We start from the raw sequence: 21,804 nt of genomic DNA on the forward strand, positions 1-21,804 counted from the left end.
ATCGCTCAGGCTTTGAGCAAGGTCTGAAGTTCGCCGCTGTCGATCAAGCGGCTCAGGTCATCGGCCCCACCGACCAGCATGCCACGCACAAAAACCATCGGAAACGTGGGCCAGCCGGTCCACATCTTCAGCGCATTGCGCAAACGCCACTGCGAGAAATAGCTGCCGAACTCGATGTACTCGTGTGCCACGCCCGCTGCGGCCAGCGCCTTGCGGGCTTTGCCCACAAAAGGGTTGCCCGACAAACCGACGACCACCACCGCGTGTTGGACGATGGCAGCTTGCACCCGCTGGATCACGGGCAGATGGTGTTCGGCAATGCGTTGACGGATGGCCGGGTGAATGGCCGATTCGGCGAGAAGGGGTCGTGTCATGAGGTTCCTCAAGTGACAGCCATCATAGACTGCCAGAGCTGTCCGGTGCATGACTGCCCTGGTCGCCCATCGCCGCTTAAAGTTAAAGCATGCAACACTTTTACGAACCCCGTTTGGGCCACGGCCTGAAACACGATCCTTTCAATGCCATCGTGGGCCCAAGGCCCATTGGCTGGGTGTCCAGCCGCAGCACCAGTGGTGTGTTGAACCTGGCGCCCTACAGTTTCTTCAATGCGTTCAATTACGTCCCGCCGGTGATTGGTTTTTCCAGCATCGGGCGCAAAGACTCTTTGAACAACATCGAAGCCACGGGCGAATTTGTCTGGAATTTGGTCACCCGCGAGTTGGCCGAGGTGATGAACCAGACCTGCGAGGCCGTGCCCCCCGAGGTGAGCGAGTTCGATCTGGCGGGTTTGACGCCCGAGCCCTCGCGCATCGTGGGCGTGCCACGGGTGGCGCAAAGCCCGGTCAGCTTTGAATGCCGGTGCACACAAATCTTGCAACTGAAAGATCTGCAAGGCCAAAACATCGAGACTTGGATGGTGTTTGGCGAAGTCGTGGGCGTGCACATCGACCAGCGTTTGCTCAAAGACGGCGTCTACGACACGGCCAATGCGGGGCACATCCTGCGCGGCGGCGGTCCGGCCGATTACTTCAGCATCGGGCCCGAACAGCTGTTCAAGATGTACCGCCCCGCCAGCGGCGCGCGCGATTTACCCAAGTAAGCAGTAGGCTCCCCGGGCATGGGGTTAAACCGCTCCGGCACACAATGCCATGGCGTTGACTGCGGCGTGCCGCCACGGAAAAATGCTTTTGGCCATTGTTGTTGGCCGTTTAACGGGGAATGACCATGAACCACCCAATTCTGATGGTGCTGTGCGCAGGCATATTGGCTTGGCCTTTGGCTTGGGCGCAACCCGAGCAGGCCCTGACGGCGCCGACGGTCCAGCGCATCATGCAATCGGTGGTGGGGGTGCAAACCCGCAGCGACGAGCAAGCCAACACCGCCCGCACCTTGGGTCAGCAGCGGCAAGGCTCAGGTGTGGTCATTGCGCCGGACACGGTGCTGACCATTGGCTACCTGCTGTTGGAGGCCGAAACGGTGGACCTGATCGACCACCAAGGCCGGCGGATTCCCGGGCAGGTTCGGGCTGTGGATAACGCCAGCGGCTTGGGGCTGGTGCGTGCCTTGGTGCCGCTGCGCCTAGAGGCCGTGCCTTTGGGCGACTCCGACACCCTGCCCACTCCCGGAAAACTCTGGACACTGGGCCAAAGAGAATCTGAGTTGACGGCACTGGAGCTGGTGTCGCGCCAACCCTTTGCGGCAGGTTGGGAATACCTGCTGGAAGCGCCCTTGATGACCTTGCCCGCCGTGAACAACTGGAGTGGTGCTGGTCTGTTCGACCAGCGTGGACAACTGGTGGGCATCGGTTCTTTGCTGGTGCCCGATGTGTTCGGCAACCAACAGCCCTTGCCGGGCAACCTGTATGTGCCGGTGAACTTGCTCAAAGACCCCCTGCCCGAATTGCTGCGCACCGGCAAGCGGCCAGGCCCTGCCCCCTCGTGGCTGGGCATCAACAGCCAAGCCCTGCCAGGCGGCGGTTTGGGTGTACTGCGGGTCTCGCCCGACAGTCCTGCGGCCCAAAGCGGCATCATGGTGGGCGACACCGTGCTGGCCTTGCAAGGGCAAGCCTTGGTCAGCTTGGCCGACTTTTACCGGCGCTTGTCGGCCTTGGGGCCTGCGGGCAGCCCCCTGACACTCAGCATCCGCCGTCAGGGCCAGGTTCGGCAAATTGAGCTCGTCACCGGTGACCGCAACCGGTCCTTCAGGCGTCCCAGTGGCATTTGAAGCGGCCCCGCCCAAGGTGCTCGACGCTGCCGACACCTCTCAGATCATTGCCATGGCTTGGGACGACAACACCTCGTTTGAGGCGATTGCGCTGAACTACGGTTTGGACGAAGCCCAAGTGATCGCTCTGATGCGGAAAAACCTGAAAGCGCGTTCGTTCCAAGTGTGGCGCCAACGGGTGCGCGGCAGAAGCAGCAAACACGCTGTCAAACAAGCAAGGCAGACCGCACGCATCCAGACAGCACCACCGCCGGCTTTGGCGGACAACACCGATGAATTTCCGCTGCGCGAGAGCCCTGCAACGCGGCTCAGTTTTGAATGAAACCGAGCTTGCTGTACACCTCGCTTTACAGGTGATAACCCCTAGAAATGTCAGACCATCGTGACTTGCACAGGGGGGTTGAAAGCGTTAAGGTCAAAACTTACTTTTGGACTCCTTGATGTACTTCAATCTACCGGGCCTTTCTTTCAACCCGTTGAAGGCACATGCAAGCGCCTTGTTGACCCTCATGTCGTCCCTCGGGCAAAGTTTGACTCCTCGCGCCATGCAACCGCACAACGCAGACTCATCCAACGGTCAAGACGAATGCAAACGGTCTTTGACCGAAGTCATTGAGACCCAGATCATCCCCCGCTTGGTGCAGGCGCACCGGGTGGAGCTGCCCGACGCCAACGCGCCCCTTGCAGGCCCCGGCATATCGCCCAAACAACTGGCCACCTTTGTGGCGCTGAGCAAATCCAGCTCCACCAGCGAAACCACCCAATTCATCGACGAACTGCTGCACCAGGGTGTGACCACCGACCGGATTTTTCTGGAATTGATTGCACCGGCCGCCCGGCAACTGGGCTTGATGTGGGAGCAAGACCTGTGCGACTTCACCGAGGTCACCTGCGGCTTGGTGCGCATGCACGAGATCACACACCGATTGGGCTTTGAATACCAAAACGGCCCACAACTGGGCGGCGATGTGCAGCGCATCATGCTGGCCTCGGCCCCAGGATCGCAGCACTTTTTGGGCATGACCATCGTGTCCGATTTTTTCCGCAAAGCGGGCTGGGACGTGGTCATCGAGATCTCGCTGAGCGAAAAAGAACTGGTGCACGCGGTCAACAACGAATGGTTTGACGTGATCGGCATCTCTTGTGCCACTGAGGCGCAGCTCAAAACCCTGCCCGGTCTGATCCGCGCGCTCAAAGCCGCATCGGGCAACCCCGAACCGGGTATTTTGCTGGGGGGCCCCATCTTCACATTGCAACAGCACGACGCCCGCAGCTTGGGCGCGGATGGCATTTGTATCGATGTGAAAGAAGCCGTGGCGCTGGCCGCATCTTTCCGCTCAAGCCCTTCGGCGAGCGCCTGACACCGGACTTTGGTGTGCCGCAGGCGCTTGCGCACCTTGGTGGATCTCGGCGGCTGAAGCCTCTGTAACAACCCCGCTCATGCCATCCGCGTCTGGCACAAGCTGCTCAAAAGCCGATGCCTGTGGGAGCATGCCCTGCAACACCGATTGCACCTTGAGCAAGCGCGGATCGTCGTGTTGCGCATCGTCGGTGGTGTCGTTGATGCAAAAGAAATCCAAAGCACCAAACTCAGCCGCCAAGGCCTGCAACTGCGCCTCTTGGTCGGCATCGCCCGTGGACACATGGCCATGCCGGTAAGTGCGCAACTGGGCCAAGCCGTGCGCCAAGGCCCAACGCAGCACGAAGTCTGACACGATGGTGGGCTTGTCCCAACTGCGGAACACGGTGGAGCGCACACCCGCAAACAGTTCAGACGCGGTGGTTTCCAGCTCCAGCAAGATCGAACGGCGCATGGGCCGGGGCGAATGGGCAAAGGTGCGGAAAGTGCTTTGGTACAGCGGGTCTTGCGTGCGGTTGAGGGGGGCTGCAGCCTGTCCGGCCAAAGCCAGCCGGGCCTGCGCCGTGAGCCATTCGATCGACAAACGGCAGGCGTTTTCAAGTGAGGTGGCGTCCGTGCGCATGGCCTCGTCCGTCACTTCCGGCTCGTCTGACCAGGTCACATAAAACCCATCTGAGGTGAACCAATCCTTGGGGTTCAAGGGCGCACCCCAAAACACATCGTCATTGAAATAAAAGTAACGCTCCGACAAGCCCGGGATGTGGTGAATCCAGGACTCGATGTGGCCCGAATCGAAGGTGGGCAACGAAACCTCGGGCATCAGATCGCGGTGGTCCACCAGCGTCAAACGGTCTGAGGACCGCAGCCAATCGGGGGCCTGGCCATCGGTGACGATGTAGACCTGACCGTGCTGGGGAAAAAACTTCTCCAAGGCGCGCAGGCTGTAACGCAGCTCATGGTTGTCGCGAAAACGCCCCTCAACGTTGCTGTAACGCGCCATCGCCGCGCCGGTGTCGTGCGGCAATTGCGCCAAAGCCGCTTCGCGCTTGGCCCGCCAAATCGCGTCGTTGCCATCCACCCACAGGTACACCACGTCGATAGGCACATCAGCACTGTCGGCTGGCGGCTTTGTAGCGGTCTTGGGAATCAAAAGCAAAACAAAAGGGGGCGGAAATTTTTTGAACTCTGAGTCTACCAGTGGGGCCCATCGGCTTTTCAATACCCGCCGCAGCCTGAGGGCCACCGATCGACCGCCCGGACCGCATCGTTTTGCACCGTCAACAAGCCCCGCCAGTCGGTCGTGTAGGCCGGGGTTTTGAAGTCTTGCTTCATGTGCCAAATTTGCGCCGCCTGCCCTGTGCCTGCGCTGCCCAGCTTCAAGCTGCCCCGCCCGTGGCGCTGGTTGATCTGGTCCATGGCCTGCATCAAGCGGGTGCGGTTGGCGGGCTGGGCATCGCCTGCGTGGCGCGACAAATCGAGCGTCATCTGTTGGCGCGTAGCCGGTTGCAAACCCATCAGCATCACGCCCGCTTTGGCATACAAAAAACCCGGCTGGTAAATGCTGTCCAGTAAAACCACAGCCGCCTGCGTGATGTGCGCGCTGTCGCTGCTGGGCATGGGCAGCGGCAGGCAGGCGCTGCGGCTGTACTGCGCGTCTTGCTGTCTGAACGGGCTGGTGCGGATGTAGACCATCACCTGCGCCGCATGGCCCTTTTGCTTGCGCAGTTTTTCTGCCGCGCGACAGGCGAACTCGGTCACGGCCTGCTGCAAATCGGCCAGCTCGGTCACCGGGCGGCCAAAGCTGCGCGTGCAGGCAATCTGTTGCTTGGCCGGGGGCTCGTCTTCGAATTCGATGCAGGGCGTGCCGTTCAGTTCGCGCACGGTTTTTTCCAGCACCACCGAACGCATGGCCCGCGCAGCTGCCGGGCTCATCACGGCCAAGTCTTGCGCTGTGGTGATGCCTTGCGCCCGCAGTTGCGCTGCGATGCGCGGGCCCACGCCCCACACCTCGCCCACTTCGGTGGCTTGCAACAGCTCAGCCAACTCTTGCGGGCTGCACGCGCCCAGGTGACAGATTTGCGCGTGGTGCGCCGGGTAGCTGCCGGGTTTGCGTTCGGCACTTTTGGCGATGGCGTTGGCCAGCTTGGCCAGAGTTTTGGTGGGACCGATGCCGATGCAAGTCGGGATGCCAATCCACTTCAAAATGCGCCTGCGGATGGTGCGGGCGCGGCGCACCAGGTCGCCGGGGATGCCACTCAGGTCGACAAAGCTTTCGTCGATGGAATAGACCTCTTGTGTGTGGCCCAGGCCTGCGGCCAGGCTCATCATGCGGTCGCTCATGTCGCCATAGAGGGCAAAGTTGGCCGACAGCGCGATCAGGCCGACGTCGCGCTCGAGCTCGCGCAGCTGAAAGTACGGCGCGCCCATCTTGATGCCCAGGGCTTTGGCTTCGTCACTGCGGGCAATGGCGCAACCGTCGTTGTTGGACAGCACGACCACCGGCCGGCCTTGCAGCCAAGGCTGGAAGACGCGTTCACAGGACACATAGAAGTTGTTGCCGTCGATGAGGGCGAGCATGGGGAGGGGCATGGCCAAATACTGTTTAAATAAACAGTATAGAGGCACTGTCCGCTGTGCGGCGAGACTTGATCACGGCCAATGCCAGCGTCTTTTGCGAGCACTCCAGCCGAAGCCCCCCAATCCCCACCAGCCACAGGTCATTGCCCCGCATCAAAGGGCACGCTTTTGGCCTCATGTGCTTGAATTGGTTTTTTGTTTTCAACCTCTTCCAAGTCACATGATCAACGCCCCCACCCAGCAAGCGCTTTTGGCCATCATGGTTCACGCCGCCATGGCCGATGGTGAGAAGTCTCAAGCCGAGCGCGACTTTGTGCGCGACCTGTCCTTGCAACTCGACGAGCAAGGCGGTGTCAAGCAACTGGCCCAGGCCGTGCAGGCCGCGCTCTTGGGACGTTTGTCGGCGCAGCAAGCGGCCGCGCAACTGCAAGACCCGATGCACCGCCAACTGGCCTATGAGTGGGCCACCGCCGTGTGCCACGCCGACGGCCTGTGCAGCCCGGCCGAGGCCGCGTTTTTGCAGCGCCTCAAAACCGAGCTGCAGCTGGGCAGCGCCGAACCCGAGGCCACCGCCCACACCCACGCTTTGGCCCAAGCCGCTTATGCCGAAGAAGCCGCCGCGCCGCTGCACGCACCAGCCACCGTCGCCGCCCGGCCCAATGCACCTCAGGCACCCACCGCACCTACAGCCCTCGCCGTGGACAACGCCGCCATCGACCGCTCGGTGCTCAACTACGCCATCTTGAATGGCGCACTGGAGTTGCTGCCCCAGTCTTGGGCGTCGATGGCCATCATTCCGCTGCAAATCAAAATGGTCTACCGCGTGGGCCAGGCCCATGGCGTGTCGCTCGACCAAGGCCACATCAAAGAGTTCATTGCCGCTGCGGGTGTGGGCCTGACCTCGCAATACATCGAAGAGTTTGGTCGCAAGCTGCTGGGCGGTTTGCTGGGCAAGGCAGGGGGCAAGTTGCTGGGAGGCCTTGGCAGCCAGGCCACGGGCATGGCGTTTTCATTTGCCAGCACTTACGCCCTCGGCCAGTTGGCCAAACGCTATTACGCGGGCGGTCGCGTCATGTCCACCGACTTGCTGCGCCAAACCTACCAAGGCCTTTTGAGCAGCGGCAAAACCCTGCAACAACAGCACTTGGGCGACATCCAGGCCCGGGCGGCCACCCTGGACGCTGGCGAGGTGATGCGCATGGTCAGGGGCTGATTAAGCGACTCACATCAAGCACGCCGGCAACTCAAGCCAAGTCGTCACTTCAAGCAGGCGTGCGTCAGCGGACCGACGACCCGGCCCCTGTTTGCTTTAATGTGTCCATCACACCCTTTTGCAAGCGAGCTTTTATGCGTTGGTTTTTTTCTGTTTTGTTTCTTTTTTGTGGAGCCGCCATGGCCGTTGAAGAACCGCGTTACACCGTGCTGGTTTCTGAGCCACCTTTTGAGGTGCGCCGCTACGCTGCCTTCACCGTGGCGCAAACCCAGATCAGTGGCGACTTTGACGCCGCCAGCCGCAATGGCTTTCGGCGCATCGCGTCTTATATTTTTGGTGACAACGTCCAGCCCGAGGTGGGCGCTCAACGCAAGATCTCGATGACCGCGCCGGTCACCGTTGCCCCCGAGTCAGAAGGCTGGCGCGTGCACTTTGTGATGCCGTCTGCCGAAAGCATGCAGACCCTGCCCAAACCACTGAACCCACAGATTCAGCTGCGCCCTGTGGCCGAGCATGAGGTGGCGGCGGTGCGCTTTGGCGGCTTCACCACGCAGGCCAGCATTCAAGAGCAAACCGAACGCCTCAAGGCCTGGGCCAAAACCAAAAACCTCAAGCTCAGCCCCACGGCCCAAGTGGCCCGCTACGACGATCCGTTCACCTTGCCGTGGAACCGGCGCAACGAAATCTTGATCGATCTGCTGCCCTGATGTCCTGAAAGGCGCAGGGCTCAATCGCCCGGTGCGACCTGCGCACGGCGGTGCGCGCACCGGGCTGGGCGGAATGGGGCGGTTGCACAGTGGACACAGCACGTCGCTGAAGCCTTGAAACAGCCCGAAGAAATGGCCCGCTTCATTCGCTGGGTGCAAACCAAACCCGACGCGTTTTTTGAAAAAAGCCGCAAGAGCCAACGGCTCCAAAACCGGCGCTGAAAGTCTTCAGGGCGTCAGCCACGCCCAAGTGTTGGCGCTCAGCTGCGCCCGGCGATGCCCGTCGCGCGATAACTCCAGCCAGTCCATCTGCAGCACTTGCGCACGCAGCACGGCAAAGCTGTGTGTGGGCGCGGGGGCATTGGCCTCGGCTGCATCTGCCGGGCCACTGCTTGGTGGCAACACCGCACCCGGCGGCAGTGGCGACAAATAATCACCCGCGGCCGCCGACTGCTGGACCTTTTGCCAAAGCGCCTCGACTTCGGGGCCAGAAGTGATGACCGAGCAAGTCACCCGCACCCGCAATTGCCAACTCAAACGCGCACTCCAAAACACCAGCATCGCTTGGGCTTGGGCCTGCAGCTGGGCCACTTTGGGGCTGCGTCCGTCGGTGTAAAAAGTCAGCTGCCCGGCCGGCGCGTCCACCTGTCGCAGCACCACGGTGCGGGCATCGGGCAAGCCGTCTGCGTCGGCTGAAGCCAGCACCGGCATGCGCCACTCATGGTGCCGATCCAAGCTGGCACGGCCCAGCTCCTTCCAGATTTGCGAGCGTATGTCCTCGGGCGTTTGCAGGTGGATTTTCATGATGATGGGCTTGGGGTGCGTTGGGTGGGGGCCTCAACCGAATGGTCTGACGTGTGGGGTGGACTCACAACGCCAAAATTTCCACACTTTGCGTGAGCACCGGGCGGCACAAAATTTTGTAGCCGTCGGCATCAAAATGGGCGACCACTTGGCTGGCTGTTTGGCTGAGCTGGCGGGCCGCCTCTGGCGTGGGGGCGCTGCCCAGATAACACCAGTGCTGGACGACGTGGATTTGCGTGAATTCGCCATCGCGCTCGACCAAACCCACCGCACCCCGGTAGGGCCAGCATTCGACACGCAGCGCCAGCAAGCTGCTGAACAAGCGCTCTCGGTGCGCCTCGGGAGTTTCATCACCCCGGCAAACACCCGCACATTGGCGAATCGCAGCCCTGAAGCAGGCTTTGCCGGCGGGCAGTTTTTCCAGGCCCAAAGGGCCGTAACAAAGTTTGTGTTGGTCGGCCACAGCACGCAGCGCATCCAGCGCGGCGTGGCGGCTGGCATACAGACCATACAGCTCGGGCTGCTTGGCAAAGTCAATGTCGCGGGCGTAGACCACTTGCGGCACTTCGCCCGTCAGTTGCAGGCTACACAGCTGTTGGTTGCGGCGCAGTTTCTGGTTGAACAGGGGGTGCTGGGCCTTGATCATTTGCGCTTCCAGCAGCAGCGCGCCAATCTCGCCCGCCGTGCGGATGTGGCTGATGCGCTGGGTTTGGCGCAGCATGCGGGCCTCGTCAGGCGTGCGCAGGTGCGACAGCAATCGCGCACGGATGTTGATGCTTTTGCCGATGTACAGCGGCAAGTCGCCCTCTCGGCCATGGAAGGTGTAGACGCCCGCCCCGGTGGGTGCGTCTTGGATGGCGCCCCGCAGGTGCTGGGGGTATTCGTAGACGCGCTCCGCCTCGAAGTCGTCGCGGCGGCGGCGTGGGGAAATGCTGGCCATGTCAGGTTCGCTCAGATCAAGTGGTGTGCTGGTGGATGGTCGCCACCACCACGCCCCAGATGTCCACGCATTGGCCATCTTTGGGCACGATGTCGGGATAGTCGGGATGGGCCGCTTGCAGGCGCAGGCCCTGGGCGTTCAGGCGCAGGGTTTTGCAGGTGAAGTCACCATCCACCACGGCCAGCACGATCTGACCATCGGCTGGGGTGATGGCGCGGTCGACCAGCACCACCGAGCCGTCCAGGATGCCCGCATCGCGCATGCTTTCGCCCCGCACCCGGATGTAAAACGTGGCCTGTGGGTGCTTGACCAGCTGCTGCATCAGGTCAATGCGCTCGACTTGGTGGTCCTCGGCGGGAGAGGGAAAGCCTGCGGCAATGCTGGCGGGCAAGGCCTGCAGCCACCAGTTTCCAGGGGGCAGGGCTTGGGGGGTGTCTAGGGCATGCATGAGGAAAGCTGTGGCGGTAAGTGGGGCCATGGACAGGTCAAAACACTGTTTATATTTACAGTATACTGAGCTTGTCATGCTTCCTGCAGTTGCCTGACATTTTTGTTGATTTACGCCCCGGGCTTTGCGGCTCGGGGCGTTTTTTTAAGTCCTGCATCTGCTCAAGACCACCGAAAAATAGTATCTAAAAATGGGATCTGACCCCAATTGATTATGGATGTCGATGGCTCAGCGCATCTGGGCACTGAGGCTGCCCAGAGGCGCAGAAAACTCGGCGCGCCAGCTTTCGCCCACCTGCAGGGACCAGGCGTCGGTCCAGGTGCCGGTGGTGATCACGTCGCCCGCTTGCAAGTCCACGGCCCCGGGACATTGGCGCAGTTCTTTCAAAAAGTGGTGCAAGGCGTTCAGCGGGCTGTCGAGCACGTTGGTGCCGGTGCCCTGCTCCACCACCTGGCCGTTTTTGAAGAGCGTGACCTGGGCCTGCGCCAGCAGGCTGTGCAGGGCCTGTGCATCGGCGGCCAGTTGCTGAACAGGCAGACGCTGGCCCACCAGCAGGCGGGCGTGCAAGCCGCTGTCGGCCATGGTGTCGGTGGCGGTGAACTTCCAGTCCAGGCAGTGCGACTGCACGACTTCAAAACTCGGTGCGATCCAGTCGATGGCTTCAAACAATTGCTGCAAGCTGGCGTTGGCTGGGGGCGTGGCCTTCATGCCGAAGACGATTTCGGGCTCCAGCCGGGGCTGGCAAGTAGAGCTCAGGTCGATGCTGCCCTCGACAGACCCCGATGCGGCAGGCTCGGCAAAGCTGAGGCCGGTGTCCCAGACCGTGCCCCACATGGGGCCAAACACCTCGTAGCGCTGCCACAGCGTGCGGTTGGTGAAGCCGATCTTGTAGCCCTTGGCCACTTCGCCGCGCTGCCGGCGCAACTGGCGCACGGCCAGGGCTTTTTGGTAGGCCACCGCCGTGTCGGGGCCGCCCACCACGCCGGGGGCCTGGCCCCACAAACAGGCTTGGTCGTGGTGGTGCAAGAGCTGTTCGGGGGTCATGTGGGGTCTCCTGTTAGGGTGCGGGGTGAAGGCATTGCTCAAAAATCAAACCGCCAAAAAACGGCCATCGTCCAGCGTCTGAATTTGCCCTTGCGCCAGCAGCTCGTCCAGGTGCATGGCGATGGTGTGGCGCTCGGCGCAGGGTACAAAGGGCACATCGTAGCCTTGCGGGTACAACAGGCGGCGGTCAACCAGCTCGTCCAGGCTGTGCGGGGTGTGCAAATAAGCCAGCAGTTGCGCGCTGCGCTCGTCGATCTTGCTGGCAAAGCGTGCCAAATCGACCAAAAACTGCGCCCGGTCGGTGATGACCGCCTTGTGGTGCGAGGTGGCCCAGATGCGGGCGTCCAGTTCAGCCACTTTCTTCAAAGTCTGGCGGAAGTCGCTCAGCTTGGAGGTCGCGTCGCCGTAATAGGGCCCAAAGCCGCTCAGGTCGATGTCGCCAATGAAGGCCAAGCCTTCGCTTTCCACCACCAGGGCGCAGTGGCCTGCGGTGTGGCCCGGCAGGTGGTGTGCCCGCACGCGCACGCCACCGCCCAAGTCCCACAGCGCACCGTCGCTGTAGCCGGTGGCGTCCGGGCGGGGCTGGTAATGAAAATCTTTTTGCACGATGGCCAGCATCGCGTCCAGCACATCGGCGGGATAGCCATAGTGCTGGCACATGCCGTCCCACGATTGGGCAGCGGCCAAGTCGGCCTCGTGCACCTGCACCGGGGCGTGCATCAAGCGGTGCAGCCCGGCCATGTGGTCTTCGTGCACATGGCCCAGGATGACCAGGTCCACCGTGTCCAGCTCGGGGCCGATGCGGTTGGCCACCTCGGGCGTGTCAAAGGCCACCCGCGTGTCTGCCCCCTGCACGATGAGTTGGTTGCCGTCGGGGTATTTGCCGGACTTCTCGCCCAAGTGCACCCGCACCGCACCGAAATTCAAAACCGAGGCCATGCCCGTGTCTCCTTGTGTTGCCCTGCAAGGCACTATAGCCAGCGTGACAGCCATGTGCTGCCGCGCGCGCTACAGTGAAGCACATGATCGACCTGCCCTCCCCCGCCACGCTGGCCGCCACGGCCTTGATCGACAGCGACCACCCGGACGTGATCGCCTTGGCGCGCCAGCACGCGCAAGGCACCAACGACCGTGAACGCGCTGTGTCGCTCTACCTGGCGGTGCGGGACCAGTTTCGTTACGACCCCTACCGCATCGAGCTGTCCACCGAGGGCATGCGCGCCAGCTCGGTGATTGCCCAGGGCTCGGGCTGGTGCGTGCCCAAGGCGGCGCTGATGGCTGCGGCCTGCCGTGCCGCAGGTCTGCACGCCCGGCTGGGTTATGCCGATGTGCGCAACCACCTGAGCACCGAGCGCTTGCGCCAGACCATGCAGACCGATGTGTTCATCTGGCATGGCTATGCCGACATTTGGCTGGACGGCCAGTGGGTCAAGGCCACGCCCGCCTTCAACATCGAGCTGTGCGACAAGTTCGGCCTGCTGCCGCTGGAATTTGATGGCCGCAACGATTCGATCTACCACCCGTTCGACAAATCGGGCAACCGGCACATGGAGTACGTGAACCAACGCGGCACCTTTGACGACATGCCGCTGGCGCAAATTGTGGCCGACTTCCAAACCGTCTACAGCGGCTGGATGGCCGAAAAGGCCCCCTTGAAGGAAGCCAGCTTCGAGCAGGATGTGGCGAAGGAAACGCGGTGAAGCAGCGCGCACTGGTTTTGCTGGATTCGATTGCCCTGGTCAACGCCGGCCATGCAGGTGCCGTGATCGTGTCGGGCTCGCACGGGGGCTTGTCGGCTTCGCATTTTGTGACCGCACAAAGCCACAAGCCTTTTGCGGTGGCCTTCAACGATGCAGGGGGCGGCAAGGACGATGCAGGCCGCGTGGCGCTGCGCGAACTGCAGGCAGTGGGCGTGCTGGCCATTTTGTACGCCCACACCTCGGCCCGCATTGGCGAAGCGCAAGACGGGCTGGACAACGGCGTGGTCAACGGCCTGAACGCACTGGCTCTGACGCACGGCCTGCAGCTGGGCTGGCGCATCACAGACGTGGTGCAGCACCTGGGGGCCTGAAGCGCAATAGGCTCAGACGGGCAGTGCCGCCCGGGCCAGTGGCACCAACTCAAACGCCACGCGCGTGGGCACGTCGCAAGCCACCCACATGGCAGGCGGCTGGGTGTGCATCACGATGCCCGCCACGCTTTCAACACGGCTTTCGGGTGGAACGCTGGGGTCTGGACTGCGGCAGATGGACAAAAAGCCATCCGATTCGTCGCGCAAAAAGTGCTCCAACTCGGCTTGTCCGATGGGCGTTTGCAGCGCATATTGGCTGGCGGTGCTCAAGCGCTGGTGGCTCGACAAGCCCGGACCCACGGGGGCTTGTTCAGCCAACAAGGATTCGCACACAAAATGGTTGGTGTGCACCACCACGCCGTGGGTGGGCCTGACCTCGGCCCAGCCTGCAGGCGAGACTTCAAAGCACGCGGCCTGGCCCTCGGCGTCGGCGCATGGGACATTGGAGGCTGCCCCAAAACCCAGCCCAAGATCGGTTTGCAAGGTATGCAAACGATCGCGGGCGTGCGCCACCGAATGGCAGTCCAGCAAGTGGCGCAGCAGCACATGCACCGGTACGCCCAAGCGGCTGCCGTCGCGGTTGGAGCGCAAGATGTTCAGGCCCAGCGCAAAGCCCGATTGGTTGATGCCGATCTTGGCCAGCATGCCGGCCTCGGTCAGGGTGGTGAGGCTCTGGCCGCTCGGTCCTTGGGTGTGCAGCAGCACCAGGGCTTCGCGTTGGCGCCCCATCCAATCCCAGTTTTGCGCGAGCCAGGCTTGGCCTGTGCGGCTGGCGGCGGCGGTCACGCCCATGGCGGTGCATTCGCCGTCTTTCAAAGCGCCGTCCCAGGGCGCATCGGCCAGCCAATCGGGCAAGCCCGCTGCGCGGTTGACGGCCAGGGCGGCATGGGCCAGTTGCGGCTCTTCTGAAAAAAACGTGGACGGCAAAATTTCGGTGCGGCAATTCAGCGCCATCAGGCTGCCCAAAGTCTGGCCACTGCCTTGGGCCATGCCGCGCAGCTCGGCCATCAGATCCGAATCGACCTGCTCGATCACCGACTCAAAGCGCATGGCGCGCTCGCAGGCGCTGGCCCAGTCGATGCCGCAGGCGGCAAACAAACGGGCGTAAGTGACCACGCTGTGCTGGATGCGACCCTTGGCCTGTTGGCCATAAATTTGACCGCGTAGCTGGGCCGAATCCGCGTTCAAGGTGTCAATGCAAGGGAACATGCGCCATCTCCCGGAAGGGGGTCAGTCTTGATCCCGCGCGGCTGGCTGTCAATCCGGACAAACGCACACTCTTACCTGTGCTGGCACGTCGGTGACTGTGCGCGCCAAGCTCTCAGGGCCATCATGACCCTTCCATGAACTGGAGGCCCTATGCGTTTGCTGATCGCGATGATGATGCACGAGACCAACACCTTCTCGCCGGTGCCCACCGACTTGCAGCGCTTTGCGCTCGGCCCAGGTGAGGTACCCCCTCGAGGCGATGCCGCCATTGCTGCGTTTCGCGACACGGGCACGGCCACCGGTGCTTTCATCGACCTGGCAGAGAAGGCGGGTGCCGACTATGAACTGGCACTGGCTGCGCACGCCGCGCCCAGCGGGCTGGTTTTTGACGAAGCCTACGAAGCCATGAGCCAAGCGATTTTGCAGGCCGTGGGACGAGGCGGTTTTGACGGCATCTTGTTGGACCTGCACGGTGCCATGGTGAGCCAAAGCCATGAAGACGGTGAAGGGGAATTGCTGCGCCGCATCCGCGCCATCGACCCCAAAACGCCGATCGGTGTGGCCTATGACATGCACGCCAATGTATACGCCGACATGGTGGAGTTGGCGCAAACCGTGGCGGGCTACCAAACCTACCCGCATGTGGACATGTATGACACAGGCATCAGGGCAGGCTCGGCCTTGCTCCAGCTGCTCCAGGGCCAAGCCAGGCCCACCACGGCTTGGGGGCGCTTGCCCATGATTCCGCACATCATGCGGCAAAGTTCGCTGGACGAGCCCAACCGCTCCATCCAGGCCCGCGCCCGGCAAATGGAGGCCGAAGGCGCTTTGTGTGCCAGCGTGTTCACCGGCTTTCCGCATGCCGACATCGAAAACGCAGGCCTGTCGGTGGTGGTGGTGACCGACAACGACCCCGCGCTGGCCCAGCGCCTGCGCGACGAGTTGATGCAAATGGCCTGGGACAGCCGCTCACAATGGGTGTACGGGCTGGAGCCCCTGGCCGCTTCGGTGGCGCGAGCCAAGACCCTCACCGATTTTCCGGTCATGTTGCTCGACCATTACGACAACGCGGCTTCGGGCGGCACCATGGACACCACCGCCGTGCTGGCCGAGGTGCTGCGCCAGGGTTTGCGCAACGTGGCGGTGTTTGCGATTTTTGACCCGCAGGCGGTGCAAGAGGCCATCGCAGCGGGCATTGGTGCTCAAGTCCGCCTACAAGTGGGCGGAAAAATGGCCATGCCGCTGATGCCGCACCACAGCGCACCGATGGAGTTGAGCGACGTGGTCAAGCTGATCTCGAATGGCAAGTACCGCAACAAAGGCCCAATGAGCCAAGGCGCCCGGCAAAACATGGGCCAGGCGGTGGTGATCGACACGGGCGATGTGGAGGTGGCGCTGATCTCGCGCCATGTCGAGCCCTTTGACGTGAACGCCCTGTTGTGTCTGGGCATCGACCCGACACAAAAAGATTTTGTGGTGCTCAAAAGCCGGGTGCACTGGCGCGCGGGCCTGGGCCACCTGGCCCGCGCCACGGTGGAATGCGCCGGAGCCGGGGCCTGCACTTCAGACTACAGCGAGCTGCAGTTCAAAAAACTGCGCCGACCGATTTATCCGCTGGATGCGGGGGTGGGCTGGTCAGCCCCTGCTTGACTCAGGCGCTGACCACCGCCGCCCGCTTGACGCGCCAGAGCAACCACAAGGCAATGCTCAGGTTGAGCGCGTTCCACAGCACGCCGTTGATGAAAGCCGCGTGGTAAGAGCCGGTGAGGTCAAACACCTTGCCCGACATCCAGCCACCCAAAGCCATGCCCAAGAGCGTGGCCATGATGACTGCGCCCACGCGTGAACCGGCTTCTTTGGCCGGAAAGTATTCGCGCACGATGATGGCGTAGGCGGGCACGATGCCACCCTGAAACAGACCGAACAAGGCTGAGATGACATAGAGCGACACCAGGCCATCGAAGGGCAAAAACAAGAGAAGCGCCACACCTTGCAAGACCGAGCCCAGCACCAGCGTGCGCAAACCGCCAATGCGGTCGCAAATGGCCCCGGAAATCAAGCGGCTGGCGATGCCGCAGGCCAACATGAGCGAGAGCATTTCTGCGCCACGGGCCGCGCCAAAACCCAGATCGGTGCAGTAGGCCACGATGTGCACCTGGGGCATGGCCATGGCCACACAACAGGCCACGCCCGCCACGCACAACAAGAACTGCGCTTTGTTCAGGCTCAAACCAAAAGGACGTTGCGACTGCGAGGCCTGCAGAGCCTGCACACTGCCCACCATCGGGCTTTGCAAGAGCGGTGGCCTTTGGCGCATGAGCAAGCTGAGCAGCACCATGCCGATGCCGCAAAACAAACCCAGCGCCATATAGGTGCTGCGCCAGCCCATGGTTTCAATGCCGTGCTGCGCCAAAGGTGGCCAAATGGCCCCGGCCACATAGTTGCCGCTGGCGCACACCGCCACAGCAATGCCCCGGCGCTTGTTCCACCACAGCGAGGTGTCGGCCAGCAAAGGCGCAAAGGTGGTGGAGCTGCCCAGCAAACCCATCAGCAAGCCGTGCGCCAAGGCGAACCACCAAATGTTGTTCGACAAACTGGCGGCGATGAACCCTAAGCCGGTGCAGATCCCGCCCAGCAGCAAGGGCACATGCACCCCCGCGCGGTCGGCCCATCGGCCCATGAACAAGCCACCCACACCAAAGCCGATCATCATCAAGGTGTAGGGCAAAGAGGCATCGGCGCGGCTGATACCGAACTCGGCCTGCACGGCAGGCAGCACCACGGCCACCACATACATGCTGGAGCCGCCCAGCGTCATCAGGGCCAGCGTGACCAACAAGCGTCTCGCGGCATAGGCCGAGTCGATCAGGTGTTCAGAGGCGGCGGTGGCGGTGCGCATGCTTTCAGCTTAGCAGGCCACCAACGGCAGGCTTGTCGCCTCAGTTCACCACGTCTTTGATGCGCGGCCAAGTGTTGCGGATGTGCTCGCCCATGATGCGGGACAGGGCGCGGCCGTCGCGCGCGGCCAATGCCTCCATCATTTGCGCATGTTCGGCCATGGCGGCGCTCCAGTTTTCCGGCGTGGCGTTGCCGCTGTAACGCAAACTTCGCATGCGCTTGCTCAAAGTGGCGTGGGTCATGCTCAAGGTGTCGTTGTCGGCCAGCGCAATCAGCGCATCGTGGATGCGCTGGTTCAGCGCGAAATAGGCCGGTCTTTCCCGCGCTTCATAAAAGACCTGCATTTGCCGGTGCATCTCCAAGATCTCGTCGATTTTTTCTTGGCTGGCTTGACAGGCCAGCTCTCCGGCATAGGACTCCACCAGCGCAATCACCTCGAGCATGTCGCGGGCGTCTTTGGCCGAAAAAACCTTCACGATGGCGCCGCGCAAAGGCAAGAGTTCGACCAGGCCCTCGGCCGTCAGCACTTTGATGGCTTCGCGCACAGGTGTGCGGGAAACACCCAGCAACTGGGCCACCTCCATCTCTTGGATGCGCTCACCCGGACGCAAGCGCAAGGACACGATCATGTCGCGCAAACGGTTGGTGACTTCTTCGTGGAGCGTGACGCGCTCAATCAAACTGGAGGGATCTGGTGAGGACATGGTTGCCAAGTATCGGGGAAAACCAGAGCTTGACCCGCTCTGTGCACCCGCTAGGATTATCCGTAATTACGGATTACACCCTGCTTAAGCCGTATTGCCCACCTGTTTTTTGAAAGAAGTTTCCAAGATGTCTTTGCCCACCCTGGCTCTTTTCACTGGCGATCCGGCGGGCATCGGCCCCGAGTTGGTCGAAAAAATGCTGCAAAACCCGACTTGGCAACAGCAAGCGCGGGTCATCTTGATCGGGCAAAAGGATGCCATCAAAGTCCCCCAAGAGGTGCTCTGGCACGAGTGGAGCGGCTACCGAGCCCCCACTTTTGAGCGCAGCGTGGCCAACGCCCACAACGGCCGCTACATGATGGAAGCTTTGGCCGCCGGGGTGGACTTGGTGATGGCAGGCCAGGCCGATGCTTTTTGCTTTGCCCCTTTGAACAAGTCCGCCCTGCGCCAAGGCGGCATGAGCCAAGAAGACGAATTGCGCTGGTTTGCCGAGCACATGCAATACCGCGGCGTGTGCGGCGAACTCAATGTGCTGAAAAACCTCTGGACAGCGCGTGTGACCTCGCACGTCCCCTTGAACGAAGTCTCCAGCTTGCTGAGCCCGGACAAAGTGGCCGATGCGATTCGCATGATCTCGCAGGCCCTGCAGGCCTCTGGCGTCACCAGCCCGCGCATCGCGGTCTGTGGACTCAATCCGCACAACGGCGACAATGGCAACTACGGCGACGAAGAGGGCCGCATCATCACGCCAGGTGTGCAGCAAGCCGCCGCCATGGGCTTTGCCGCCGACGGCCCTTTTCCAGCGGACACCGCCTTTGTGCGTGCCATCCGCTCGCCGGGCGGCTACGACGGCGTGGTGACCATGTACCACGACCAAGGGCAAATCGCCATGAAGCTGATGGGCTTTGAGCAAGGCGTGACGGTTCATGGTGGTCTGCCCTGCCCCATCACCACGCCGGCCCACGGCACCGCTTACGACATCGCAGGTCAGGGCGTGGCCAACCCTCAAGCCATGACCAATGCTTTTGAACTGGCCACCCGCATGGCCAACGCCCACCGTCAACACGCCACCGCATAACGACGCCAAAACCTGAAGGAGACCTTGTCATGAAGCTGAAAAAAATCCTGCTCGCTGCCCTGCTGGCCACCCCTTTGCTGGGTCTGGCGCAAAACTACCCCACCAAGCCGGTGCGCATCATGGTGGGGGCCAACGCAGGCGGTGGCACCGACATCATTGCCCGCATGCTGGCCGAGAAAATGGGCGAGGCCTTCAAAGGCTCCTTTGTGGTGGACAACAAGCCTGGCGCCTCCAACACGATCGCTGCCGATCTGACCGCCAAAGCCCCTGCTGACGGCCACACCTTGCTGGTGGCCACCAACACCGGACAAGCGATCGCACCGCACCTGATCAAGCTCAGCTACGACCCGATCAAAGACCTGACCCCGGTGGGCCTGATCGTCACGGTGCCCAACGTGCTGGTGGTGGGGGCCAACGTGCCCGCCAACAACGTGGCCGAACTGGTGACCTTGATGAAAGCCAAGCCCAACGAATTCAAGTACGCATCTTCTGGTGTGGGCAGCACCCAGCACATCGCGGGCGAAGGGTTCAACCTGGCTGCGGGCGTCAAGAGCATCCATGTGCCCTACCGGGGCAGCAGCCAAGCGCATCTGGACATCATCGGCGGCAATGTGCAGATCATGTTCGACACCACCTCCTCGGCCATGGGCCAGATCAAGGCGGGCAAGTTCAAACCCTTGGCCTTGACCACGGCCACCCGCAGCAGCGAGTTGCCGCAAGTGCCCACGTTGGCCGAAGCCGGTGTGCGCGGTTTTGAAATGAGCACTTGGTACGGCATGTTCGTGACCACCGGCACGCCGCCCGATGTGGTGGCCCGACTGCAAAGCGAGTTGGCCAAAATTGTGAGGATGCCCGACATCCAAACCAAACTCAAAGGCCTGGGCGGCGAACCCAGCACCATGACGCCCGAGCAGTTTGCTCAAATGAACCGTCAGGAATTCGATCGTTTTGGTGACCTGATCAAGAAGGCCAACATCAAGCTGGAGTGATCACCGCACCCTCGGCAACCCATGACCCCGTGAGCGAAGCTTGGGTCGGGGCTGCCAGCGGGTCATGCATCGTTGCAAGGCATGAACACATGCTTGGTTTCCATGAAGTCGTTCAGGCCTTCGACGCCATGCAAACGCCCAAACCCGCTTTGGCGATAACCACCGGTTTCGATTTCGGCAAACAAGCGGTTGTGGGCGTTCACCCACACATTGCCAAATTTGACGCGCCGGGTGATTTGGCGGGCAGCGCGGTAGTCGGCGGTCCAGACTGAGGCGGCCAGGCCGTAACGTGTCGCGTTGGCGCGCTGCACCGCTTCCTCGTCTGAAGTGAAGGTCTCCAGTGTGATCATCGGGCCAAAAATTTCGTCCTGAACAAAATGGCTGCTCAGGTCTTGCGTGGCCACGAGTGATGGCGTGATGAATGCACCGCCGCGAGGCGTGTCATCGGGCACATGCCCGGCCAACAGCACACGGCAATCCGTCGCAGCCGCGCGCACCTCTTCCAGCAAGCGGGCCTGGTTGCGCTGATCGATCAGCGGACCCATGGCCGACGTGGGCAGCTTGCCTGGCCCCACTTTGACCTGGGCCAAAGCCTGGGTCAGCTGCTGAGAAAAGTCAGCGGCCACCGATTCGTGCACCAGCACCCGGCTGATCGCCGTGCACATTTGCCCCGCCATGACGCATGCGCCGCCCACAATGCCGCGCACAGCCGCTTCAAGGTGGGCATCCGAGCGCACAATGGCCGGTGCCTTGCCGCCCAACTCCAGCGAGAGGCGGGTCAGGTTCTTGGCGGTGGACAAAGCAATTTGTTTGCCCACATGGGTCGAACCGGTGAAGCTGATGACGTCCACCTCGGGGTGCGCACACAGGTGCTGCGTGGCCTCGCTGCCCTGCTCCACAAAGGAGTTGATCACGCCCGCCGGAATGCGCTCGTCGACCACCAAACAAGCCATCACCTGGGCATGGACCAGCGCCGTTTGGTGTGCCGCCTTGATGACCACCGTACACCCAGCAGCGAGTGCTGGCGCCAAAGAGCGCACCAGCAAAGTCACAGGCGCGTTCCAAGGCACGATGATCGCCGCCACACCAATGGCTTCACGCTCGATGTGCGAATACACATTCGGCTCCATCTCGATGACACGCCCAAACAGATTGCGCGCCAGCCCTGCGTAGTAGCGCAACTCCGAAATGCCGGCCATGACTTCGCCCTCGGCCTCGCGCTGCAGCTTGCCATTGAGTTGCACCAAGGTCTGCACCACTTGCGCCTTGTTCTGCTCCAAACGGTCGGCGAACAAACGCAGCACATCCGAGTGCAGTTTGGCTTGCTGGGCCCAGGTGGTGCGCTCAAAAGCAGCACGGGCGCTGGCCATCGCCGCATCCACTTCGGTCAAGGTGGCGTCCACAAAATGCGCGGCCACCTCACCGGTGGCCGGATCGATCGAGTCACCCCGCCTGTGGGCGTCGTAGCCCTTGACCCATTGGCCAGCTATGTAGTTTTCAGCAGTTTGCATGGCGCAAGGCTTTCCATGTGGAGACCGG

The 21,804-nt window shown here is 62.1% G+C and carries 23 protein-coding genes; 11 read left to right on the forward strand and 12 right to left on the reverse strand.

The genetic code is table 11. From position 1 onward, the window contains the following. Nucleotides 1-5: 5 nt before the first annotated feature. On the reverse strand, nucleotides 6-374 hold the full coding sequence (locus tag ABWQ00_RS10475; protein ID WP_353238620.1) for a glutaredoxin domain-containing protein: 369 nt from the start codon (nucleotides 372-374) through the stop codon (nucleotides 6-8). An 89-nt stretch (nucleotides 375-463) separates the two neighbouring features. On the opposite strand from ABWQ00_RS10475, the gene ABWQ00_RS10480 reads away from it, so the two are divergent. From ABWQ00_RS10480 to ABWQ00_RS10495, 4 genes are all read left to right on the forward strand, one after another. Continuing rightward, on the forward strand, nucleotides 464-1,099 hold the full coding sequence (locus ABWQ00_RS10480) for a flavin reductase family protein (RefSeq protein ID WP_353238621.1): 636 nt from the start codon (nucleotides 464-466) through the stop codon (nucleotides 1,097-1,099). Nucleotides 1,100-1,224: 125 nt separating this feature from the next. Continuing rightward, on the forward strand, nucleotides 1,225-2,223 hold the full coding sequence (locus tag ABWQ00_RS10485) for a S1C family serine protease (protein ID WP_353238622.1): 999 nt from the start codon (nucleotides 1,225-1,227) through the stop codon (nucleotides 2,221-2,223). Then, the gene (locus tag ABWQ00_RS10490) at nucleotides 2,213-2,545 is read left to right on the forward strand and encodes a TIGR03643 family protein (RefSeq protein ID WP_353238623.1); all 333 of its coding nucleotides are present in this window, start codon (nucleotides 2,213-2,215) and stop codon (nucleotides 2,543-2,545) included. Before ABWQ00_RS10485 ends, ABWQ00_RS10490 begins: the two co-directional genes overlap by 11 nt. 223 nt (nucleotides 2,546-2,768) lie before the next feature. Continuing rightward, on the forward strand, nucleotides 2,769-3,584 hold the full coding sequence (locus tag ABWQ00_RS10495; protein ID WP_353238624.1) for a cobalamin B12-binding domain-containing protein: 816 nt from the start codon (nucleotides 2,769-2,771) through the stop codon (nucleotides 3,582-3,584). Here ABWQ00_RS10495 and ABWQ00_RS10500 read toward each other — a convergent pair. Both ABWQ00_RS10500 and ABWQ00_RS10505 read right to left on the reverse strand, forming a co-directional pair. Then, the gene (locus tag ABWQ00_RS10500) at nucleotides 3,561-4,739 is read right to left on the reverse strand and encodes a stealth family protein (protein WP_353238625.1); all 1,179 of its coding nucleotides are present in this window, start codon (nucleotides 4,737-4,739) and stop codon (nucleotides 3,561-3,563) included. The genes ABWQ00_RS10495 and ABWQ00_RS10500 overlap by 24 nt on opposite strands. 59 nt (nucleotides 4,740-4,798) lie before the next feature. Further along, a complete protein-coding gene (locus tag ABWQ00_RS10505) occupies nucleotides 4,799-6,160 on the reverse strand; it encodes a Y-family DNA polymerase (RefSeq protein WP_353238626.1) in 1,362 nt (453 codons plus the stop codon). A gap of 220 nt (nucleotides 6,161-6,380) precedes the next feature. Between ABWQ00_RS10505 and ABWQ00_RS10510 the strand changes: the two genes are divergently transcribed. Continuing rightward, nucleotides 6,381-7,373 (forward strand): YcjF family protein, encoded by a 993-nt coding sequence (locus ABWQ00_RS10510; RefSeq protein WP_353238627.1) that lies wholly within the window; start codon nucleotides 6,381-6,383, stop codon nucleotides 7,371-7,373. A gap of 179 nt (nucleotides 7,374-7,552) precedes the next feature. Further along, complete coding sequence (locus tag ABWQ00_RS10515; RefSeq protein ID WP_353238628.1) at nucleotides 7,553-8,080, forward strand: SOUL family heme-binding protein; 528 nt, start codon at nucleotides 7,553-7,555, stop codon at nucleotides 8,078-8,080. 228 nt (nucleotides 8,081-8,308) lie between these two features. Here the strand turns inward: ABWQ00_RS10515 and ABWQ00_RS10520 are convergent, their stop codons facing one another. The 5 genes from ABWQ00_RS10520 to ABWQ00_RS10540 form a co-directional block, all read right to left on the reverse strand. Next, nucleotides 8,309-8,884 carry a pyridoxamine 5'-phosphate oxidase family protein gene (locus tag ABWQ00_RS10520; protein WP_353238629.1) on the reverse strand — a complete coding sequence of 192 codons (576 nt, stop codon included), beginning with the start codon at nucleotides 8,882-8,884 and terminating at the stop codon, nucleotides 8,309-8,311. A gap of 64 nt (nucleotides 8,885-8,948) precedes the next feature. Continuing rightward, nucleotides 8,949-9,824: an excinuclease Cho gene (gene cho, locus ABWQ00_RS10525; RefSeq protein ID WP_353238630.1), complete on the reverse strand. Its 876-nt coding sequence runs from the start codon at nucleotides 9,822-9,824 to the stop codon at nucleotides 8,949-8,951. Nucleotides 9,825-9,840: 16 nt separating this feature from the next. Beyond that, on the reverse strand, nucleotides 9,841-10,272 hold the full coding sequence (locus tag ABWQ00_RS10530; protein WP_502908122.1) for a LexA family protein: 432 nt from the start codon (nucleotides 10,270-10,272) through the stop codon (nucleotides 9,841-9,843). A gap of 228 nt (nucleotides 10,273-10,500) precedes the next feature. Beyond that, nucleotides 10,501-11,316 (reverse strand): 2-keto-4-pentenoate hydratase, encoded by an 816-nt coding sequence (locus ABWQ00_RS10535; protein ID WP_353238632.1) that lies wholly within the window; start codon nucleotides 11,314-11,316, stop codon nucleotides 10,501-10,503. Nucleotides 11,317-11,361: 45 nt separating this feature from the next. Then, nucleotides 11,362-12,255, reverse strand: a complete 894-nt coding sequence (locus ABWQ00_RS10540) for an MBL fold metallo-hydrolase (protein WP_353238633.1) — start codon at nucleotides 12,253-12,255, stop codon at nucleotides 11,362-11,364. Between the two features lie 83 nt (nucleotides 12,256-12,338). Between ABWQ00_RS10540 and ABWQ00_RS10545 the strand changes: the two genes are divergently transcribed. Together ABWQ00_RS10545 and ABWQ00_RS10550 are read left to right on the forward strand one after the other, a co-directional pair. Then, a complete protein-coding gene (locus tag ABWQ00_RS10545) occupies nucleotides 12,339-13,016 on the forward strand; it encodes a transglutaminase domain-containing protein (RefSeq protein WP_353238634.1) in 678 nt (225 codons plus the stop codon). After that, a complete protein-coding gene (locus ABWQ00_RS10550; RefSeq protein ID WP_353238635.1) occupies nucleotides 13,013-13,387 on the forward strand; it encodes a hypothetical protein in 375 nt (124 codons plus the stop codon). The genes ABWQ00_RS10545 and ABWQ00_RS10550 overlap by 4 nt, the downstream gene beginning before the upstream one ends. Before the next feature lie 12 nt (nucleotides 13,388-13,399). Here the strand turns inward: ABWQ00_RS10550 and ABWQ00_RS10555 are convergent, their stop codons facing one another. Beyond that, the gene (locus tag ABWQ00_RS10555) at nucleotides 13,400-14,596 is read right to left on the reverse strand and encodes a C45 family autoproteolytic acyltransferase/hydrolase (RefSeq protein ID WP_353238636.1); all 1,197 of its coding nucleotides are present in this window, start codon (nucleotides 14,594-14,596) and stop codon (nucleotides 13,400-13,402) included. A 150-nt stretch (nucleotides 14,597-14,746) separates the two neighbouring features. Here ABWQ00_RS10555 and ABWQ00_RS10560 point away from each other — a divergent pair, with 150 nt between their 5' ends. Continuing rightward, a complete protein-coding gene (locus ABWQ00_RS10560) occupies nucleotides 14,747-16,246 on the forward strand; it encodes a M81 family metallopeptidase (RefSeq protein WP_353238637.1) in 1,500 nt (499 codons plus the stop codon). Between the two features lies 1 nt (nucleotide 16,247). On the opposite strand, the gene ABWQ00_RS10565 is transcribed toward ABWQ00_RS10560, so the two are convergent. Together ABWQ00_RS10565 and ABWQ00_RS10570 are read right to left on the reverse strand one after the other, a co-directional pair. After that, nucleotides 16,248-17,495 carry an MFS transporter gene (locus ABWQ00_RS10565; protein WP_353238638.1) on the reverse strand — a complete coding sequence of 416 codons (1,248 nt, stop codon included), beginning with the start codon at nucleotides 17,493-17,495 and terminating at the stop codon, nucleotides 16,248-16,250. A 40-nt stretch (nucleotides 17,496-17,535) separates the two neighbouring features. Beyond that, nucleotides 17,536-18,198 carry a GntR family transcriptional regulator gene (locus tag ABWQ00_RS10570; RefSeq protein WP_353238639.1) on the reverse strand — a complete coding sequence of 221 codons (663 nt, stop codon included), beginning with the start codon at nucleotides 18,196-18,198 and terminating at the stop codon, nucleotides 17,536-17,538. Between the two features lie 127 nt (nucleotides 18,199-18,325). Between ABWQ00_RS10570 and ABWQ00_RS10575 the strand changes: the two genes are divergently transcribed. Continuing rightward, on the forward strand, nucleotides 18,326-19,276 hold the full coding sequence (locus tag ABWQ00_RS10575) for a 4-hydroxythreonine-4-phosphate dehydrogenase PdxA (RefSeq protein WP_353238640.1): 951 nt from the start codon (nucleotides 18,326-18,328) through the stop codon (nucleotides 19,274-19,276). 29 nt (nucleotides 19,277-19,305) lie between these two features. Next, nucleotides 19,306-20,265, forward strand: a complete 960-nt coding sequence (locus ABWQ00_RS10580; RefSeq protein ID WP_353238641.1) for a Bug family tripartite tricarboxylate transporter substrate binding protein — start codon at nucleotides 19,306-19,308, stop codon at nucleotides 20,263-20,265. Nucleotides 20,266-20,327: 62 nt separating this feature from the next. Here the strand turns inward: ABWQ00_RS10580 and ABWQ00_RS10585 are convergent, their stop codons facing one another. Then, nucleotides 20,328-21,776 (reverse strand): aldehyde dehydrogenase family protein, encoded by a 1,449-nt coding sequence (locus ABWQ00_RS10585; protein ID WP_353238642.1) that lies wholly within the window; start codon nucleotides 21,774-21,776, stop codon nucleotides 20,328-20,330. Nucleotides 21,777-21,804 lie beyond the last annotated feature (28 nt).

The organism is Limnohabitans sp. (assembly GCF_040400975.1).
Taxonomy (GTDB): Bacteria; Pseudomonadota; Gammaproteobacteria; order Burkholderiales; family Burkholderiaceae_C; genus Limnohabitans_A.

Bases quoted from the DNA above. Each gene is read 5' to 3' on its own strand.
- ABWQ00_RS10520 (WP_353238629.1), bottom strand. From the start codon at position 8,884: ATGAAAATCCACCTGCAAACGCCCGAGGACATACGCTCGCAAATCTGG.
- ABWQ00_RS10515 (WP_353238628.1), top strand. From the start codon at position 7,553: ATGGCCGTTGAAGAACCGCGTTACACCGTGCTGGTTTCTGAGCCACCT.
- ABWQ00_RS10535 (WP_353238632.1), bottom strand. From the start codon at position 11,316: ATGACCCCCGAACAGCTCTTGCACCACCACGACCAAGCCTGTTTGTGG.
- ABWQ00_RS10540 (WP_353238633.1), bottom strand. From the start codon at position 12,255: ATGGCCTCGGTTTTGAATTTCGGTGCGGTGCGGGTGCACTTGGGCGAG.
- ABWQ00_RS10480 (WP_353238621.1), top strand. From the start codon at position 464: ATGCAACACTTTTACGAACCCCGTTTGGGCCACGGCCTGAAACACGAT.
- ABWQ00_RS10570 (WP_353238639.1), bottom strand. From the start codon at position 18,198: ATGTCCTCACCAGATCCCTCCAGTTTGATTGAGCGCGTCACGCTCCAC.
- ABWQ00_RS10475 (WP_353238620.1), bottom strand. From the start codon at position 374: ATGACACGACCCCTTCTCGCCGAATCGGCCATTCACCCGGCCATCCGT.
- ABWQ00_RS10585 (WP_353238642.1), bottom strand. From the start codon at position 21,776: ATGCAAACTGCTGAAAACTACATAGCTGGCCAATGGGTCAAGGGCTAC.
- ABWQ00_RS10575 (WP_353238640.1), top strand. From the start codon at position 18,326: ATGTCTTTGCCCACCCTGGCTCTTTTCACTGGCGATCCGGCGGGCATC.
- ABWQ00_RS10555 (WP_353238636.1), bottom strand. From the start codon at position 14,596: ATGTTCCCTTGCATTGACACCTTGAACGCGGATTCGGCCCAGCTACGC.
- ABWQ00_RS10560 (WP_353238637.1), top strand. From the start codon at position 14,747: ATGCGTTTGCTGATCGCGATGATGATGCACGAGACCAACACCTTCTCG.
- ABWQ00_RS10545 (WP_353238634.1), top strand. From the start codon at position 12,339: ATGATCGACCTGCCCTCCCCCGCCACGCTGGCCGCCACGGCCTTGATC.
- ABWQ00_RS10580 (WP_353238641.1), top strand. From the start codon at position 19,306: ATGAAGCTGAAAAAAATCCTGCTCGCTGCCCTGCTGGCCACCCCTTTG.
- ABWQ00_RS10530 (WP_502908122.1), bottom strand. From the start codon at position 10,272: ATGCATGCCCTAGACACCCCCCAAGCCCTGCCCCCTGGAAACTGGTGG.
- ABWQ00_RS10485 (WP_353238622.1), top strand. From the start codon at position 1,225: ATGAACCACCCAATTCTGATGGTGCTGTGCGCAGGCATATTGGCTTGG.
- cho (WP_353238630.1), bottom strand. From the start codon at position 9,824: ATGGCCAGCATTTCCCCACGCCGCCGCCGCGACGACTTCGAGGCGGAG.
- ABWQ00_RS10505 (WP_353238626.1), bottom strand. From the start codon at position 6,160: ATGCTCGCCCTCATCGACGGCAACAACTTCTATGTGTCCTGTGAACGC.
- ABWQ00_RS10495 (WP_353238624.1), top strand. From the start codon at position 2,769: ATGCAACCGCACAACGCAGACTCATCCAACGGTCAAGACGAATGCAAA.
- ABWQ00_RS10565 (WP_353238638.1), bottom strand. From the start codon at position 17,495: ATGCGCACCGCCACCGCCGCCTCTGAACACCTGATCGACTCGGCCTAT.
- ABWQ00_RS10510 (WP_353238627.1), top strand. From the start codon at position 6,381: ATGATCAACGCCCCCACCCAGCAAGCGCTTTTGGCCATCATGGTTCAC.